The following is a 16,471-nucleotide window of genomic DNA, read 5'->3' as shown; positions in this document are numbered from 1 at the left end:
GATTCAAATTTCCATTAATTTCCGTGAATACATAAGTGCCAGTCTGTAAGAAAAAGTTATAAATATATCTGTTTATAGAATTCAAATTTAAAATTTGTTCCAAAATCTTAAAAGAAATCGACTCAGCCATTCAAAAAGTTTATAATAAAACATAGGAATTCCCACAGATTATATCCCTCGCCTTTGATGTTTTACGGACGCTACAATACCTAAAACGTGGGAGTTCCACATTCTAAAATTTTGAGACAGATTTTTAATGAACAAATCTGTTTTTGGTATTCAATAAATTCTATTTAGAAAATTCTAAATCGGATTCTTAAAGTGAATTTTCAAAGATTTCAACAAATCTAGAAATTGTTTTTCATTGTAGACCACAATTCCAAGTTCATTCGCTTTTTCTAACTTAGATCCAGCACCCGGGCCAGCCAAAAGATGAGTAGTTTTGGAACTTACAGCGCTCACTTTCCTTCCTCCATAATAGACAACCAAGTCCATTGCTTTGTCTCTAGGTTGAAAATTTTCGAAAGAACCTGTAACACACCAAGACTGTCCTGCAAACGGCTGTTGATCGGCGACTTTTATTGGATCGGCTTTTAATTTAAGTCCTGCATTTTTAAGACGATCAATCAGTTTTAAGATCCGTTTATCGGAAAAATTCTCCTCAAACGCTCGAATCGTGGAAGGTCCGATACCCGGAATCTCCAAAAGAGATTCGATTCTTTTTTTATCCTTGGCTATAGAAAGAATCTCATCTATAGAATCAATTCCGTGCTCAATCAATAATTCCGTTACTTTGTGGCCGAGTTCCGGAAGCCCGATCGAAGGAAGTAAAAAACGGAAATCCTTTTGTTTGGAATGCTCAATCCCGTTGAAAATGATGGCGAGACTTTTCTCTCCAAAACCTTCTTCCTCCATCAATTTCTCTTTCTGATCTTTCAGATCATACAAGTCAGCGATGGATCCGATATAACCGTGATCGTATAAGAACTCAATCTGTTTATCACCAAGCCCTTCAATATCCATCTGCTTTCTTTGACAATAAAAGATGATCCCGTTTTTCACTCGATCAGGACAATCCGGGTTCGGACAAAACAGATCGACTAAATTTTCTTTTTTGATCGTTTTTGTTTTACAAGAAGGACAACGATCCGGAATCTTAAAAACGTCTTTGCCGGGAGTAACCACCTCTTCCACAGCGGGAATGATTTCTCCACGTTTTGCAACTCTTACGATTGCTCCGATCCCCACCCCGAGTTCATCTATATAATCTTGATTGTGAAGAGTCGCAAACGTAACCGTCGTCCCCGCAAGATTCACCGGCTCGATCTCGGCTCTTGGAGTAATCTTTCCGGTTCGGCCGACCGCATAAGTGATATCAACGATCTTACTCTCTTTCATGATTGCATCAAATTTATACGCCCTCGCCCATCGAGGAGAATGAGAAGTATAACCTTGTGCATCTCTTTTGGAAATGTCGTTAAGTTTAATTACAAGTCCATCGGTTGGAAATCCTAAAGTATCCTTTTTCTTTTTAAAATCCTTGATCGTTTCTGCGATCTTCGATCCATTCACAAAGACCGTGTCAGGGGGAACTGGAAACATAAGCTTTTCAAGTTTGGAAAGAATTTCCTGATGTGTTTTGAATTTTTTTGTGACTCCCGGAAAGGTTGCATCGTACGTAAAAATCCGAAGAGGACGTTTTGCGGTATCAGCAGAATTTTTTTGTTTGATGGACCCTGCGGATAAATTTCGGGGATTTGCGTACTTACCGGAAGAAAGTTCGTTGAATTCTCCGAAGTCCTTGAAAGTCATAAACACTTCACCTCTAAGATAAACCGTAATCGGTTCCGGTAGACGAAGAGGAATATTACGAACCGTCCGGATATTATCGGTAACGTCGTCTCCAATCCCTCCAGAGCCTCGAGTGACTCCGTTCTTAAGCATTCCGTTTTCATAATATAATACGATCGAAGCTCCGTCTATTTTCCATTCCACGGAATAAAGTTCATTCGGATCGGTTTTATTAACCCAATCCAATAACTCGTCGTCGTTGTAAGTATTGATAAGAGATAGAACTGGAAGCTTATGTTGAAACTTTTCAAAATCCTTATCTAGGTCAGAACCAACCACCAAAGTCGGACTATTCAAATCTTTAAGCTGTGGAAATTCTCCCTCCAGATCTTGAAGTCGTCTGAAGAGCTGATCGAAGTCAAAATCAGATATTTCCGGTTGATTTTTTACGTAATATAAATACTGATGATGCCGAATATCATCGGCAAGTTCGGCGATTACTTTTTTTGCCTCTTTTTCCGAAAGAGCTTTCTGATAAGTTTTTTTTTTCTTGGACATATTTGACCCCGGCTAAATCAATAAACGGGAACTTTGAGGTATTCTATAGGATCCGTACGATTGGATTCTCCAATCCATACTTCATAGTGTAAATGCGGCCCGGTTACGTTTCCAGTGGAACCGACCGTTGCGATCAGATTTCCTTTTCGAATTTGTTGTCCGTCTTTCACGAATATTTTCGTACAATGCCCGAAGAGAGAAAAATAACCATTTGCATGTTGAATCACGATATGATTTCCGTAACCGCGATTCGAATAGACAACTCGATGAATTCTTCCATTACCGGTCGCATAAATTGGAGTTCCCGGAACGTTCGCGAGATCGATCCCGTCGTGATATTCCATATAACCAGTAGTAGGCGATCGCCTAGTCCCAAAGTAAGAAGTGAGATTATAAGAATACAAAGGTTCCCCGAAAGGAATCGCGTCCATAACGTCATATCTGAGGTTTAAAAAATCGTAAATGCTATCCATTAAAGGACGATGTTTGTCCATGTAAACTCGCGCGGTACGATATCCATAAATTTCGGAAAGATAACTTCTACCCAACATGAGATCCTTATCCACCGACTCTTCCGTCTTCAGTTCTGCGAGTGCAATCGTTTCGATATCTGACTCATCGGGAAGTTTCAATATCTCGTCGCCATGCCCATCTATGAGAGAGTAAATTTCCTCTAAATTCTCCGTAAGTGCAAGGAAGTCGTCCTCGACTCCCTCAAGTTGTTTTGAATATTCAATGTATTCGTCGAAGTATTTCCCATAAACTTGAGCTAAGGCGTTGATTTGTTTTCTTGTATTGTTATATTTTACGATTCCGAAAACCGCAATTCCCAAAATGGTAACCAAAAGACTGAATAAAAAGAAAATCGTAAAAACTGAAATTTGAAAATGAAATGACTTATCAAAACCGTGAGGAATGAGAAGCACCGTTAATCTTTGATGCCCTTTCTCCTTAACCCGATCCAATCGTTTGCGGATTTCTTTTTCCATGGATATGATTCCAGATTAAGAGTCTATCCGAGGGAAATATAGGTCAAGTGGAAACCAAATCCATTCACGCTCCATATTTTGATCTTGACGTGACGAAAGGCCCCATTTTGACTTATGACCAAAAACCGGCTTTAGATTGTATTTTCAAAGAATCATATTCAAAATCAAAATTCCTTCCATCATAGCAAAACACATCCTCGATATGTATCTCTTGGACCTGTCCCGCAAAGGGAACAAGGGGTATTTCGAGTGATCCTTTGAATTCCCCCTCAAAAAATCTTTCCGAACAAAACTTTTACGGTTCTTGCAAAACCGAGAATGAAATAGATATAAATCGAAAGGAGCAACGCTGTATTCAAAAAGTGATAATTACACTTTGATTTCTTAGAATCTGTTTCAAAATCTTAAAATAAATCAACTTCCGATCATTCCACAAATTTATGACAAACTTAAGAGAGTGCCACAGATTACGTCCTTTTGGTGGTTTATGGACTTCAAACAGGTTTTATTATTGTTAAATTCCCGTGGAGCTTGAGGTTTTCAAACAGACTCTTATTTGATTTTCAAGTATTCAGGCTATATTCAAATCTTCTAATTGATTATCTTCGGTCCAACGAAGCCTCAATCAACGCGTCTACATCCAAAAACATGGAACCGTTTCTCACCGTATTTTCTTCTTTATAAATTGTATTTTGCACTTTAGACTCGGCTTCTACAGTCGTTCCATAAATCTGTTCTTGAATCCAAGTATGGAGTTCGTTACGAGCAAGCCCAGCTTTTTGATTTTCAAAAAAAATCAACCAAACCATAGAACTGGAAAAGAAAGCAGACAAAAATGTAATCAACGCCAATTGGATCATTCTCCAACGACGTTTTTTATAAACTGCGTCGCAGATTCTAGAATTCCAAACCTTACTACAAAGTCTGTCCGAAATTTCTTTTTCGAATCTGTTCGATTTCATCCTGATCTAATCCTACTTATCTACGAAAAATTTTTTCAGTATCTGTTTCCCACGAAACGCTCGAGACTTTACCGTCCCTTCGGGAATGCTTAGCTTTTCGGCGATCTGTTGTTCCTTATATCCTTCGCCTACAAGACTCAACACCGATTTATACTTCCATGGAAGTATGGCTAAAAGATCTTTTAATTCAAAATCGGTAAAACCAATCGATACGGCTTCTTTTTCCTGAATGGAATTGTCCAAAATCACTTTCTCTTTCAACTTGCTCGCAAGTGCAGTTTGCCTCGATCTTTTTTGATTCATCCTCAAAGACTCGTTTCTTGCGATCGTATAAAGCCAAGTACTTACCGAAGAATCTCCTCGGAACTTATTTGCGGAAAGACTTTTGTACGCACGAAAATAAGTTTCCTGTACTACGTCGTCGATGGAATCATGAAATTCGTCGAATAAATTCTTTTTAATCGCCGAAAGTACGATATGTTTGGTCGAATCGATTAATTCGGCAAATTCTTTTTGGTCCATGAATACCTCAATGTAAGATCCCTTGAAAGGGAAGAATAATTCTCTCCGGAGAAAAAAGATTCACGGGAAATCCGGGCTCCGGACGAGTAGAAGATTCTTTAATTTTGGATTTTTGATCCCGAGTAAGTATTTTTTCAATAGCAAGACGATGCGAAATCTGATTGATTCGAATCTCAGCAGTATATCTTCCTATCTCGACGAGAAGCTTCCTAATTTTCGCAAGATCAACGTTAGACTCCATTAAAAGTCCTTCAAGTTCAATTTCAATTGGTGAAATTTTTTGAAGCCATTTAAAATGTTCCTGTTTGTATTTCTCATTGATCTTCGAAATCTCATCTAATTGCTTTTCAGAAAGAGCAAATCTTTCTCTCACGGTGTCTACGTCTCCGAACACCAAACCGAAACTTCTCAATTGACGAATCGGCGCTAATTGTCGGCCCGGAGGAAGATTAGAATCCACACCGGAACGAAGTCCCATCAATTCCTGAGAAAAAATAACCATAGGAACGAAAAAACAACCGGCAATGGTAATTTTGACAAATGAATTCAGGAATTTCATGAGATTTCCACTCGATCGGTAAGACCCGTGTTTCAAAAGTTTATTTCCTATTTCGAAGATTTTTTCCGGTCAAAACCAGTTGAAAAGAAAAAAAGAATTTTCTCCTTTGAAATTCATCTTGTAGCCTATCAAAAAAGCTTCTTGATTGCCAGATTTTCAATCCTGTGTTTAACTTAAATTTTCTCAAAAAACCTAAATTTTATACCCGAAGTCTTTTCGTCTTTTGCGTCATTGCAGCGCCCCCGATCGCAATCGATTTCAGTTTCGAAGAGTTATACTTCCGCACGGAGAAATTTCAGAATCACAGATCCGCAAGATTCGCTACAGTAGCCATAGTTCCCGGGGCTTCGGTCTACAAAAACGAACCCTCCGCCATTTTAAAAGATCGGTTGGACTGCGCTCTGGAATTGTATCATCAGGGAAAAGTAAAAAAGATTCTCCTCTCGGGAGATAACGGTTCTATTTACTATAATGAAGTAAAACCGATGTTGCTTTACATTCTTAAAAACGAAGTAAACGAAAAGGATATATTCGTCGACCATGCAGGTTTTAGAACGTTAGACACATTGATTCGTGCAAAAGAAATTTTTCAGATAAAAGATCTGATCTTTGTAAGTCAGAAAGTATATCAACCCCGGGCCGCCTTTCTTGCGAATAAAATCGGTCTTAGATTTCAAGCCTTCGAATCGGATCGAAAAATTTATACAAGTGGACCCTTCAGTAGATTCAGAGAATTTTTCGCAAGAACTCTTGCCTGGATCGACATGAACTTATTCAAGACAAATCCGAAATACCTGGGTAATCCGTTTCCAATCGAAGAAAGCGGCGTTAAAACTTGGAAAGGCTCAGTGCTTTAAAATTTTATAATCTAATTTACGATCCAGATTTTATGAATCGTAAATCTGCCGAATCTCGTGTTCCAAAACATTAGTCAGTTGATAGTTAGAAATCATCTTAAAAATGAATTTCAAAGCATAAAACGTTTTTGAGATAACTTCTATGGTTAGTTTATCATTTGTCTTATCTGAAAAAAATTAATCATTTCTTGAACTGAAAAAGGAAAAAGACTAAGAGCCTGTTTTAAAAACCTTAGTTACAATAATTCAGTAAGTTCGTAATAAAATATAGAAGTTGCCACCAATTACGCCCCTTTGGTAGTTTACGAGTTTTCGAGCATATTTTATAACTGTTAAGTTCTCGTCGAGGTTCCTATATTCTGAGGTTTTGGGACACGTTCTAAATAAAAAATTAAAAAGAGAAACCGGAACGAACCATTAGCCACACATACTCAACAAACTATGAAAACACCAAAGAACGAGGGATATAATCTATATCCTGCGTTTTATTACGAACTTACTGAATTATTGTAACGGATTTCTTTTAAGTTTTAAAACAGACTCTGAATATAAAAACAAAACGAGGACGATCGCAAAAATAAGTGGGGAATATTCGCTTAATAACTATAAATTCGATTTATAAATGAGACGGCAGTAATTCAGTGAAATGACTCTGCGGCAATATTTCAAATTGTTTGATACCAATGATAAACGTCTTGAATCGTATTCGATAAATCGAAATTAGGTACCCAACCTAGTTTTTGAAGTTTATCTTTGTTTCCGAAAAGGCGTTTCATTTCCGCAGGACGAAAACGAGAAGAATCCACTTCCACCGGAATCTTCCGACCGGAAGCAGAAATAACCTTATCCAAAACGTCTCGAATTACAATTTCTTTACCGGAGCAAATATTGTAAATTTCTCCGGGTTTTCCCTTTTCGGAAAGGATTCTATATGCACGCACAACGTCTCTTACATCCAAAAAATCTCTTGTAGACAATAAATCCCCGACTAAAATTTTTCTTTCGGATTCAGGACGTTTCAAAGCTTCTAAAACCTGAAAACAAAAATTAGGAACCACAAAATTAGGACTTTGTTTTGGACCTGTATGATTAAATGGTCTAGCGATCACAACTTCAAGCTCGGGAATCCATCGATGATATTGCAGACAATAAATTTCCGCACAAAACTTCGAGGAAGAATACGGATTCAGCGGAGCCGGAACAACGGACTCTTGAACGGGGAGACAAGATTCCGGAACGTTTCCATATACATCGGAAGAAGAAATGTAAATAAAACGAACTCTCTTTTTCAAGGAACGCAGAGATTCTAATAGATTCAACGTTCCTTGCACGTTGATTTCTAGCGTTTCACCCGGATCCTCTACCGCTCTAGGAACAAAGGGTTGTGCGGCAAGATGAAAGACTGTGTTTGGTGAAAACTCACGGATGACAGAATGAACCTGGTCTACATTTCGTATATCACAGACAACAAATCGATACGATTGAGGAAGTTCAGGATCCTTTCCAATATCGGGACCCGGTTGAATTCCAATCCCTAAAAAATCGGTATAAGATTCTTTCAGCTCCTTCAGTAAGTAACTGCCTACAAACCCCGCTGCTCCCGTAATAAGGCATTTCATAGAATTCTTATTTTTCCGTAAAAATACTGTTGTTTTAGAAAATGAATAAAAAACAATCGAATAAAATTCTTTCCCTTTTGAGTATGGAAGACAAATTTCAGGAACTATTCGAAATCAGAGATTCTCGGATCAATGTACGAGAAATCATGGAAGAAATCGAATCCAAACTCAAAAAAAACCCTTCCACAAAGGAAGACATCGAAAAATTCACTCATTGGAAATTTTCCCCTCCAAGCCCAGAAGGTTATCGGGATTTTGACCCTGCCGAAATTGCTCATCTTTTTGAAAAAGGAATCTCTCATCCTAAATTTTCGAATCCTAAACTTAGGTTTGTACGAGGACCTCTCAAATGGCTTTTGATTCGCTTTGCAGAATTCTATTCGTTTTTAGATAAGAAACTTTCAGAAAACAGAACCCGCGCATTCTACAGCGTGTTACACGAATTGATTTTAATTCGTTGCGAAAATCAAAATCTAAAAAGAAAGATGGAATCTTTTTATTCCGAATTTTTAGAATGGAATCAAGCCATCGGAAAAGAAATCAAGCCCGAATTCCTTTGGGCGAATGAAGATCTTTACTCGGAAAATACTGTTGAAGAAAGCGAAAACTTCCTGTTGGAATCCATTGATCCTTCCGAAAAGGTTTTAGTTCTATCGCCGGGTTGGGGGAAGATACTCAAACAACTTTTAAAATTAGGCTCCAAATTCGATTCGGTCAGTTGGAATAAATCCTGCTCGGAATTTATTGGAAATTCAATAACCACGAACATTTATCTAGAAGAACCGGGAGCAATTCCGAAAAATTGTTTAGAATATTCTAAAGTTTTAATATATGAAAATTTATCGATTCATCCACACTGGCTGATCGAAAAGACCCTCCGAGCTCTTAGCCTCGGCGTATCTTCGGGTACGGAAATTCGTTTTCGGTTCTCAAACGAAAACTCCAATTACCCCTCTCCATTTTTGCCTTTAAGGCTTACAAAAATTCAGGAACCGTTAGTTCGGAATTATCTCAAACAACTTGGTTTTAGAAACATTATAGAAAAAAAATCGGAAGATGGTTTTACCGTTCTTTCGTTTCGAAAATGAAAGTATATCAACACGTCACTGAATTCCGAGACGGGGACGGAATCGGAAACGACATCAAAGGGATTCGAAACGTTCTCGAAAGTTTAAGCATTTCTAACTCCGTTGTCTGTATCAAAAATTTTTCCAAAGAACCATTTCCAATAGAAACCCATTCGTCGATCTTTTCCCGTTTTTCTCGGAATGACGTACATATATTAAACTACGGAGGCTGCGGTTATCCTCTAAATTGGTTCCGAAATCTTCCCGGAAAAAAAATCGTTCGCTATCAAAGTTTTACCCCTGCAATTTATTTTAAGAATTTCGTAAGTCCTGAAATTTATAATACCCTTCAGCTGGACGAAAAACGCTCTTTGTTAGAATTGTATTCCCTTAAAAACGAAACAGATTTGTTTTTACCATCCTCCGAATTTAATGCGAATTTTCTGCGATTTCTTGGTGCGACAAACATTTTGGTCCTTCCCATCGTAAAAAAATACTCGATTCGGGAAGTCGTCATTAAGGACAAAAGGGAATATACGATCGGTTTTATCGGAAGAGTTTCTCCCAATAAGAAAATAGAGGATCTTTTAGAATTGCTTGAATCGATTTTAAAATTCAGACAAAACGTCCAACTTTTGATTTGCGGAAGCGTTCCAAAAATTTTTGAAGAATATTATAATTTTCTTAAGAAACTCATTTTACGAAAACGACTTACGGGAAACGTCCAAATTCGCTTGAATGCAAACGACTCCGAAATGATATCCTTTTTGAATTCCATGGATTTATACGTTTGTATGAGTCAACATGAAGGATTTAATATTCCCATTTTGGACGCGTTCGGCGCCGGGATTCCCGTAATCTCTTACCATGCCGGAGCGACGCCAGAAACGATGAAAACCGGAGGAATTCTTTTTAAAGATAAATCCCCTTCATCTATAAGTTTACTCACAGGTTTGATCGATAACATTTTGGAAAAGAAAACCTTACGCGGGCAGATCTCGGAAAAGGAACAGAAAATCGCTAAAGAATACAATTCCTTTCCGTTCGAGATTTTTTTTAGAGACAAAATTTTGACATGAGACAGATTCAACAATTTTCCGCGGGCTTCAATCCAGGCGATGCCATCAGCAATCAAATGCTGGAAATCCGCAATCATTTAAGAGATTTAGAATATAAAGGAGATATTTTTTCCGAAAACATAGGCGCATCCAAGTTACCCTTCGTGAAAAAATACAAAACCTATGGTAAATCCTCAAAAGACATTTTATTTTATCACCATTCAATTCATTCTGGCATATTTGATTTTTTAAGAAGCTTCCGATCTCCCAGAATCTTGATCTACCATAATGTAACTCCTCATCACTTTTTCGAATCCTACGACTTAAAGATGAGTTACCTTTTAAAAAAAGGAAGAGAAGAATTGAAGGAGATGATAAATAGATTCGATCTCGTTTTGGCCGTTTCCAAGTTCAATCAGAAAGAGTTAGAAGAATTAGGTTTTCAGAATGTTGGAATTCTTCCCATCACGTATCAGCTAACCAAAAATTCCGCGAAAACCGAAAAGACAGATTCGCCGATCAAAAAAATTCTTTTTGTCGGAAGAATTACTCCAAACAAAAGACAAGACGATTTAATCCGACTTGCATACGCATATAAGTCCATGATCTCTGATCAATTTGAATTCTATCTTGCCGGTTTTAGTTCGAGAGAATTATATCTTTATCGGGAAGAGTTAGAAAGAATGTTGGATTTTTACGATCTTAGAAAAAATATTTTGATCACCGGTTTCCTTTCCGACATTGAACTGAAAAATCTCTATCAAGAAGCAGACGCTTTCGTTTCCATGAGCGAGCATGAAGGTTTTTGTGTCCCTTTGATCGAGGCAATGATTCATAGAATTCCAATTCTTGCATATTCCGGCGGCGCGGTTCCTGAAACCTTAAACGGTGCAGGGATTCTTTTTAAGGAAAAAAAATTTCCGGATTTAGCGATTTTACTCAATAAAATTTTAACAGATATCCCTTTTAAGAACCAAATTTTAACGAATCAAGACCTTCGTTTAGAAGAATTCAAAAAAACGGATTTTAAATCCGTTCTTAGGACAACTATTGAAACCCTCTCTTAAAAAAATCGCGGTCGTTTCTCCGATTTTTTCGGACAAGGTTTCCGGAGGGTCGGAAAAACTCATCTTTCAACTCGTGGAATTATTAGCTATTGATTTTGAGATCACAGTTTTAACGACTCGCAGTTTGGATTATATCACTTGGAAAAATTCGATTCCGATTCAAGAAAAGAATTCCTTTTACGAAGGAACGAATCATTCCAAACCGATCCGATTCGAAGAAAAAACTTCTTCCTTAGGCGGAAAGTATAAGGTTCTTCAATTTACCGTTGAAAAACAAAGAAACATGGAACGATTCAACCGTCTTTCCAAAAAAATTTTGGAAAGTCCTTCTCTACAAAACAAAGAAAGCATCAATCATTGGCTTATAGAACAAGGCCCTTATGTTCCGGAATTGATTCAATTTATTGAATCCAGAAAAAGCGAATATGATGTTTTTTTCTTTGTGAGTTACCTCTACTATCCTTTGGTTTTCGGAATACCTCTGGTCGCTGAAAAATCGATCATCATTCCTACGTTTCATGACGAACCTCCCGCTTATCTTCCAGTATATAAAGAAATCCTAACGGACCAAAGTTCTTATTCGTTTAACACTCCGGAAGAATTAGACATTTTTCGGAACGTTCTCGGATATAAACCGAGCACGTATTCCATAACCGGGATGAACCTCAATTTAGATCAATATTCAAGTGACCCCGTTTCGGAAAATAATTACATGGATCATTATCATAAATATTCCCTTGAAAAAAATTCAAAGAGAGAAGAAACACCTTTTCTACTCTACGTAGGTAGGGTAGACCAAGGAAAAGGCTTTCTGGAAATGGCAGAATGGTTCTTAGAATGGAAAAAAAATTCAAAACTTCCTCACAAACTCAAAATCGCCGGAAAGATCGCTTCTAAAATTCCAAACAGAATATTAGAAGATCAAAATATAGAATTTTTAGGGTTCGTCGAAGAACAGATCAAATTGGAACTTCTTCAAAATTGTGCGTGTTTGATAAATTCTTCTCCTTTGGAAAGTTTCTCCATTGTTCTGATGGAGGTTTGGTTAAAAGGAAAACCGGCACTCGTCAATGGAAGGTCGGACGTTCTCAAAGGCCATTGTCTCAGAAGTAACGGCGGACTTTTTTACTTCGATCGAAAAAGTTTTTTTGCAACCTTGGACTTCATTCTGGACCACCCGAAAGAATCGTTCGAAATGGGCATAAACGGAAAAAAATACGTGGAACAAAATTTTAACCCGAAAACAGTGAGGGAAAAATTACTCCGATTGATCGATAAGACGATTCAAAAAAAATACGCAAATTTGTAAGAGACTTTTCGTTTTTCCACAGGTCGAAAAAACGGTCCATAACTCAAAGATCACCCTTTAATATCCTTCTCAAAAAGAAATCTTTCGCTTTAATACTTTTTTGAATCCTTAAAAGATATTCCTAAATTCATTAAGATAAACAATGGCAAAAACTAAAAAGTATTAAAAATATATATTCTCATCAACACATCATTAAAACGCATTGTGCGGTATTTTTTATTTTTGAAATGGATGGATCCTAACTCAAGTCGTGGAGATAATCCCCCATTCTTTCCACCATCTTTTCGTGAAGGAATCCGTTGCTTGCAATCAAATTCGGAATGTAAGAAGAAAACGCACCACCATCGTAAGTCGACATCCTTCCTCCCGCTTCGGCGAGTATCACGGATGGGGCGGCCATGTCCCAAGGTTTTAAATCTTCTTCCCAAAACGCGTCAAAACGTCCTTCGGCTACCCAACAAAGATCGAGTCCAGCCGCTCCGATTCTTCGGACCCCTCTCGCCTTCAATAAAAAGTTTTTATGAAAAAACGTAAGCCGATCGATTTTTTTTTCTCGATCGTACGGGAAACCCGTACAAAGCAAAGATTGTTTCAGATCTTTTGTTTTTGAAACGGAAATCGGTTTTTGATTTTTAAACGCACCTTGACCTTTACGCGCGTGATAAACCTCATTCATTGCCGGAAAGGGAACAATTCCCATAACAACTTCCTTACTTTCCTGATTCTCCAAACCGATACAAGCGCAATACAAAGGAAGTCTATGAGAATAATTGACAGTTCCATCAAGAGGATCAATGATCCATTTGAATATGGAACTTCCTTTTTTATCGGTTCCTTCTTCGCCTAAAATACTGTCCGAAGGAAACACTCTTTCGATTTCGTCGATGATCCTCTCCTCTGAGCCTTTGTCCGCTTTTGTAACGAGATCGATCTCTCCTTTGTAAGCAATGTCGAGATCTGCCTCTTCTTGAGTTATCGTTAAAAATTCCATTACCTTTGGGACAAAGTTTAGGAAGTGTTCGTATCTAATTTTGATCTCGTTGTCTAAATTCATTTTTTCTCCAAAAACTTTCTAGCCATTTCTCTATGTTCTTCTCGAATAGCCGATTGTACACTTGCCAGTACCGCTGCAATTACTCCTGCGTCATCCAGAAATCCCGCACCTGGAATAAAATCCGGAACAGCATCCAAAGGAAAAATAAAATAAGCAAGTGCACCCGCGATAATGAGTTTGGTTCGAAGCGGAGTCTCTGGATCCATCATGGAATAATAAAGTGCCACAAGATCCCCCGTAAACGGAATCCTGAACATTACGGATTTTAATTTTGGCCAAAATTCCATTTTTACTTTTTCAATCAGATCCATAAAAGGCTCCTTTTCTTTTCTTAGAAACGATTTCTCTCTTGTCCCCAATTCCAGGCCCAGATATCAAGAAAGAAAGATGATTTTTATTTCCGTCGCACTTTTCCCAGAAGCAAAACCTTTAATCGAAACACTGGGTTTGAAAATTCTCCGGGACAAAACCCCTTTTCCGATCTACCGAAACGAAAAATACATCTTGATCGTTTCCGGAACGGGCAAAATTTTTTCGGCGATGTCTGTTGCATTTTTGTTAAACGAATTTAAGAATTCAGTGGTGAATTCATCCTGGATTTTGAACTTCGGAATCTGTGGCGCCCCAAAAAAATCCTCCAAAATCGGAGAATCGTTTTTAATCCATAAAATCAAAGACGAAGGATCCTCAAGGAGCGTTTATCCGGATATTCTTTTTAAATCTCCGATTTCCGAGTCGGTTTTATTGACGGTTGATAAACCCGTATTTCGAAACGAAATTTCCGAATTTCCGGACACGTTAGTCGACATGGAAGCTTTTGGCTTTTTTCAGGCTTCGAGAAAATTCTTTTCTTCGGATAAAATTCGAATCGTCAAAACGGTTTCGGATCATTTTACGAGATTGGAATCCGAAAAAGAAGTCGGAGTCATCGATACAATTTCTCTTAGAATTAAAGAGGCCCTTCCGAATATCCTTTCGATTTTGTCGATCCCGGTTTCAAAAGGAAACGAAGTCGAACTTCAACGAAACGAAACTGCCGCTCTTTCATTCATAACCGAATTTTTACGTTTATCGGAAACCGAAAGAATCCAACTGAAAGATTGGATGATCGGTTATAAAATCAGGACCGGAAATTCTTCCGAACAAGGTCTTACTATTTTGAAAAATACAAACGGAACTTTAAACTTGAAAGAAGCCAGAGTTAGGACAAGAGAAGAAGGGAGGAAAGGGCTGTATGCACTCAGACAATTTTATCAGTCCTAAAAGATTCTCTCATATCTACGTGGAAGAATCCGCGAAGCATCATCCGAAAACTTCGGAAATTCTTTCCAAATTTCCCGAATCGCACACAATCGCAATCGATTCTTACAAGGAAGTATTCAATCCTTCCGCTCAAAGTTTCCAAGCTCAGAAGCGAAGCCCAAAACTCATATTAGCAAAACGAAAAGAACAATTCTTATATCCAGGCTCTGGAATTGCCCCGAACTTCGGATATCAATCCTTCTATTACAACGCCCTTGTGCTAAACTGCCTTTACAACTGTTCTTACTGTTATCTTCAAGGAATGTATCCTTCAGCTAATATTGTGATTTTCGTAAATAACGAAGAATACATCCAAAAAACCCAGGAACAACTTAAACTTTCTAAATCCCTTTATCTTTGTATTTCTTATGATACAGACCTTTTGGCCCTGGAAAATATATTAGGATATTGTAAAGAATGGATTTTGTTCGCGGGTTCCAATCCAGACTTGATCGTCGAAATCAGAACCAAAAGCGCCAATTTCAAATCCATCGCCGATCTTAAGCCGACTTCGAATACAATTCTTGCTTGGACTCTTTCGCCGGATTCCGTGATCGAGGAACACGAACCTCTGACTCCAAAACTTTCCTCCCGATTGAAAAATATCAAAGACGCGTTGAACGCGGGTTGGCAAGTCCGACTTTGTTTCGATCCAATCTTAAACGTCCCGAATTGGAAATCCGTTTACTCGGAATTCGTTCGGAAAATTTTCGAAGAAATTCCAGGAGAAAAGCTAAAAGACATCAGCCTCGGCATATTTCGGATGAATTCAGACTATTTTAAGAATTCTAAAAAGCGAAGACCGGATTCTTATTTGTTTTACCTTTCGATGAATACTTACGGGGGAATAAAATCGTATTCGGAAATATTAGAAAAAGAAATGTTTACAGTCCTTGAAAAAGAATTGGAAACATTTGTCCCTCGCGAAAAAATCCACAGGCTCGTCGCCGATCAAACGGAATCCAAATGAAAACGAATTCGGAACCAAACAACTCGTTGGCGGTCGTCACAGGTTCTTCTAAAGGAATCGGAAAAGCGATTTCAGAATTTTTAATTTCCGAAGGTTATAGAGTAATTGGAATCTCCAGAACGGAACCGAAATCCACTCTTTTGGAAAATTCTTCTTTATATCGACACGTTACACTTGATCTTTCGGATACGAAGGAAATCAGACTTCAACTACCAAACATCCTCGATAAAGAACCTCCTTTAAAAATTCTAGTGAACAATGCTGGCTTTGGCAATTTCTCTCCACATGAAGAAATCCCTTTCGAAAAATTGGAAAAAATGCTCATCGTCAATTTTGTTTCCCCGATTCTAATCACTAAATTATTTCTAAGAGATCTGAAGAAGAACGGAGGTTGGATCGTTCAAATTCATTCGATCGCGGCATTGAAAGAATCAGTTCGGGGGGCGGCTTATGCGGGAACCAAGGCCGGGCTTAGACATTTCGGATTAAATTTATTCGAAGAAACTCGAAAATCGGGAGTCAAATTTATGAGCATCAATCCCGATATCTCGGATACCGAGTTTTACGATCTTTTGGATTTTGAAAAGAATTCCGATGCAGATTCTTATTTGAATGTTTCCGAAATTTTGAGCGCCTTTGAGTATGCTCTTTCAAGCCCGGAAAATTTGGGTTTTACTGAAATTACGATTCGCCCTAAATACCATCGAGTTTCGAAAAAACCTTTTGTTAGAAAGAATCAAATCCGAAACGCTCCTTCGGAAGAATGAAAACGACATGAACTTGCTTG

16 protein-coding genes and 1 pseudogene (1 of these 17 running past the window's edge) are annotated in these 16,471 nt (G+C 38.0%); 8 read left to right on the top strand and 9 right to left on the bottom strand.

Features of this window, described 5'->3' with window-relative positions; translation table 11 throughout:
* The 6 genes and pseudogenes from LEP1GSC190_RS00925 to LEP1GSC190_RS00900 all read right to left on the bottom strand — a co-directional run.
* Positions 1 to 46, bottom strand: a pseudogene (locus LEP1GSC190_RS00925) (MaoC/PaaZ C-terminal domain-containing protein); its annotated part reaches 277 nt to the left of the window's first position; the annotation flags it as partial.
* A 257-nt stretch (positions 47 to 303) separates the two neighbouring features.
* Positions 304 to 2,349, bottom strand: coding sequence for an NAD-dependent DNA ligase LigA (gene ligA / locus LEP1GSC190_RS00920; protein WP_002763037.1), 2,046 nt, complete (start codon positions 2,347 to 2,349; stop codon positions 304 to 306).
* Between the two features lie 17 nt (positions 2,350 to 2,366).
* Positions 2,367 to 3,338 (bottom strand): M23 family metallopeptidase, encoded by a 972-nt coding sequence (locus tag LEP1GSC190_RS00915; protein ID WP_002763154.1) that lies wholly within the window; start codon positions 3,336 to 3,338, stop codon positions 2,367 to 2,369.
* Between the two features lie 599 nt (positions 3,339 to 3,937).
* Positions 3,938 to 4,300 (bottom strand): hypothetical protein, encoded by a 363-nt coding sequence (locus tag LEP1GSC190_RS00910; protein ID WP_002763112.1) that lies wholly within the window; start codon positions 4,298 to 4,300, stop codon positions 3,938 to 3,940.
* Positions 4,301 to 4,312: 12 nt separating this feature from the next.
* Entirely contained in the window at positions 4,313 to 4,822 is a 510-nt protein-coding gene (locus LEP1GSC190_RS00905; protein ID WP_002763202.1) for an RNA polymerase sigma factor, read from the bottom strand.
* Between the two features lie 7 nt (positions 4,823 to 4,829).
* On the bottom strand, positions 4,830 to 5,381 hold the full coding sequence (locus LEP1GSC190_RS00900) for a Spy/CpxP family protein refolding chaperone (protein ID WP_004279791.1): 552 nt from the start codon (positions 5,379 to 5,381) through the stop codon (positions 4,830 to 4,832).
* Positions 5,382 to 5,545: 164 nt separating this feature from the next.
* On the opposite strand from LEP1GSC190_RS00900, the gene LEP1GSC190_RS00895 reads away from it, so the two are divergent.
* Entirely contained in the window at positions 5,546 to 6,238 is a 693-nt protein-coding gene (locus LEP1GSC190_RS00895) for a SanA/YdcF family protein (RefSeq protein ID WP_002763262.1), read from the top strand.
* A 665-nt stretch (positions 6,239 to 6,903) separates the two neighbouring features.
* Here the strand turns inward: LEP1GSC190_RS00895 and LEP1GSC190_RS00890 are convergent.
* A complete protein-coding gene (locus LEP1GSC190_RS00890; protein ID WP_002763171.1) occupies positions 6,904 to 7,857 on the bottom strand; it encodes a GDP-mannose 4,6-dehydratase in 954 nt (317 codons plus the stop codon).
* An 83-nt stretch (positions 7,858 to 7,940) separates the two neighbouring features.
* Between LEP1GSC190_RS00890 and LEP1GSC190_RS00885 the strand changes: the two genes are divergently transcribed.
* The 4 genes from LEP1GSC190_RS00885 to LEP1GSC190_RS00870 are packed head-to-tail and all read left to right on the top strand — an operon-like array spanning position 7,941 to position 12,358.
* Positions 7,941 to 8,945: an LIC_10202 family protein gene (locus LEP1GSC190_RS00885; protein ID WP_036036203.1), complete on the top strand. Its 1,005-nt coding sequence runs from the start codon at positions 7,941 to 7,943 to the stop codon at positions 8,943 to 8,945.
* Positions 8,942 to 10,003 carry a glycosyltransferase family 4 protein gene (locus LEP1GSC190_RS00880; RefSeq protein WP_002763049.1) on the top strand — a complete coding sequence of 354 codons (1,062 nt, stop codon included), beginning with the start codon at positions 8,942 to 8,944 and terminating at the stop codon, positions 10,001 to 10,003. The genes LEP1GSC190_RS00885 and LEP1GSC190_RS00880 overlap by 4 nt, the downstream gene beginning before the upstream one ends.
* Complete coding sequence (locus tag LEP1GSC190_RS00875) at positions 10,000 to 11,049, top strand: glycosyltransferase family 4 protein (RefSeq protein ID WP_002763165.1); 1,050 nt, start codon at positions 10,000 to 10,002, stop codon at positions 11,047 to 11,049. Before LEP1GSC190_RS00880 ends, LEP1GSC190_RS00875 begins: the two co-directional genes overlap by 4 nt.
* A complete protein-coding gene (locus tag LEP1GSC190_RS00870; protein ID WP_002763192.1) occupies positions 11,033 to 12,358 on the top strand; it encodes a glycosyltransferase family 4 protein in 1,326 nt (441 codons plus the stop codon). The genes LEP1GSC190_RS00875 and LEP1GSC190_RS00870 overlap by 17 nt, the downstream gene beginning before the upstream one ends.
* 238 nt (positions 12,359 to 12,596) lie before the next feature.
* Here LEP1GSC190_RS00870 and LEP1GSC190_RS00865 read toward each other — a convergent pair whose 3' ends face one another.
* A complete protein-coding gene (locus tag LEP1GSC190_RS00865) occupies positions 12,597 to 13,412 on the bottom strand; it encodes an inositol monophosphatase family protein (protein ID WP_002763176.1) in 816 nt (271 codons plus the stop codon).
* Positions 13,409 to 13,723 (bottom strand): YkvA family protein, encoded by a 315-nt coding sequence (locus LEP1GSC190_RS00860; protein WP_002763047.1) that lies wholly within the window; start codon positions 13,721 to 13,723, stop codon positions 13,409 to 13,411. Before LEP1GSC190_RS00860 ends, LEP1GSC190_RS00865 begins: the two co-directional genes overlap by 4 nt.
* A gap of 76 nt (positions 13,724 to 13,799) precedes the next feature.
* Here LEP1GSC190_RS00860 and LEP1GSC190_RS00855 point away from each other — a divergent pair, with 76 nt between their 5' ends.
* Genes LEP1GSC190_RS00855 through LEP1GSC190_RS00845 form a run of 3 tightly spaced genes read left to right on the top strand, consistent with a single transcriptional unit; the run spans position 13,800 to position 16,451 of the window.
* Entirely contained in the window at positions 13,800 to 14,675 is an 876-nt protein-coding gene (locus LEP1GSC190_RS00855; protein WP_002763208.1) for a 5'-methylthioadenosine/S-adenosylhomocysteine nucleosidase family protein, read from the top strand.
* Positions 14,647 to 15,684: an SPL family radical SAM protein gene (locus LEP1GSC190_RS00850; RefSeq protein WP_002745809.1), complete on the top strand. Its 1,038-nt coding sequence runs from the start codon at positions 14,647 to 14,649 to the stop codon at positions 15,682 to 15,684. The genes LEP1GSC190_RS00855 and LEP1GSC190_RS00850 overlap by 29 nt, the downstream gene beginning before the upstream one ends.
* On the top strand, positions 15,681 to 16,451 hold the full coding sequence (locus tag LEP1GSC190_RS00845) for an SDR family NAD(P)-dependent oxidoreductase (RefSeq protein ID WP_004279788.1): 771 nt from the start codon (positions 15,681 to 15,683) through the stop codon (positions 16,449 to 16,451). Before LEP1GSC190_RS00850 ends, LEP1GSC190_RS00845 begins: the two co-directional genes overlap by 4 nt.
* Positions 16,452 to 16,471 lie beyond the last annotated feature (20 nt).

The sequence above is a fragment of the Leptospira mayottensis 200901116 genome (assembly GCF_000306675.2).
In the GTDB taxonomy this organism is placed as follows: Bacteria; Spirochaetota; Leptospiria; order Leptospirales; family Leptospiraceae; genus Leptospira; species Leptospira mayottensis.
Note: the sequence above shows the minus strand (reverse complement) of the source record. Positions and strands in the feature narration are given on the sequence as shown.

Excerpts from the sequence above, each read along its gene's own strand:
- LEP1GSC190_RS00890 (WP_002763171.1), bottom strand. The coding sequence starts at position 7,857 with ATGAAATGCCTTATTACGGGAGCAGCGGGGTTTGTAGGCAGTTACTTA.
- LEP1GSC190_RS00885 (WP_036036203.1), top strand. The coding sequence starts at position 7,941 with ATGGAAGACAAATTTCAGGAACTATTCGAAATCAGAGATTCTCGGATC.
- LEP1GSC190_RS00915 (WP_002763154.1), bottom strand. The coding sequence starts at position 3,338 with ATGGAAAAAGAAATCCGCAAACGATTGGATCGGGTTAAGGAGAAAGGG.
- LEP1GSC190_RS00860 (WP_002763047.1), bottom strand. The coding sequence starts at position 13,723 with ATGGATCTGATTGAAAAAGTAAAAATGGAATTTTGGCCAAAATTAAAA.
- LEP1GSC190_RS00880 (WP_002763049.1), top strand. The coding sequence starts at position 8,942 with ATGAAAGTATATCAACACGTCACTGAATTCCGAGACGGGGACGGAATC.
- LEP1GSC190_RS00845 (WP_004279788.1), top strand. The coding sequence starts at position 15,681 with ATGAAAACGAATTCGGAACCAAACAACTCGTTGGCGGTCGTCACAGGT.
- LEP1GSC190_RS00865 (WP_002763176.1), bottom strand. The coding sequence starts at position 13,412 with ATGAATTTAGACAACGAGATCAAAATTAGATACGAACACTTCCTAAAC.
- LEP1GSC190_RS00855 (WP_002763208.1), top strand. The coding sequence starts at position 13,800 with ATGATTTTTATTTCCGTCGCACTTTTCCCAGAAGCAAAACCTTTAATC.
- LEP1GSC190_RS00900 (WP_004279791.1), bottom strand. The coding sequence starts at position 5,381 with ATGAAATTCCTGAATTCATTTGTCAAAATTACCATTGCCGGTTGTTTT.
- LEP1GSC190_RS00875 (WP_002763165.1), top strand. The coding sequence starts at position 10,000 with ATGAGACAGATTCAACAATTTTCCGCGGGCTTCAATCCAGGCGATGCC.
- ligA (WP_002763037.1), bottom strand. The coding sequence starts at position 2,349 with ATGTCCAAGAAAAAAAAAACTTATCAGAAAGCTCTTTCGGAAAAAGAG.
- LEP1GSC190_RS00910 (WP_002763112.1), bottom strand. The coding sequence starts at position 4,300 with ATGAAATCGAACAGATTCGAAAAAGAAATTTCGGACAGACTTTGTAGT.
- LEP1GSC190_RS00850 (WP_002745809.1), top strand. The coding sequence starts at position 14,647 with ATGCACTCAGACAATTTTATCAGTCCTAAAAGATTCTCTCATATCTAC.
- LEP1GSC190_RS00905 (WP_002763202.1), bottom strand. The coding sequence starts at position 4,822 with ATGGACCAAAAAGAATTTGCCGAATTAATCGATTCGACCAAACATATC.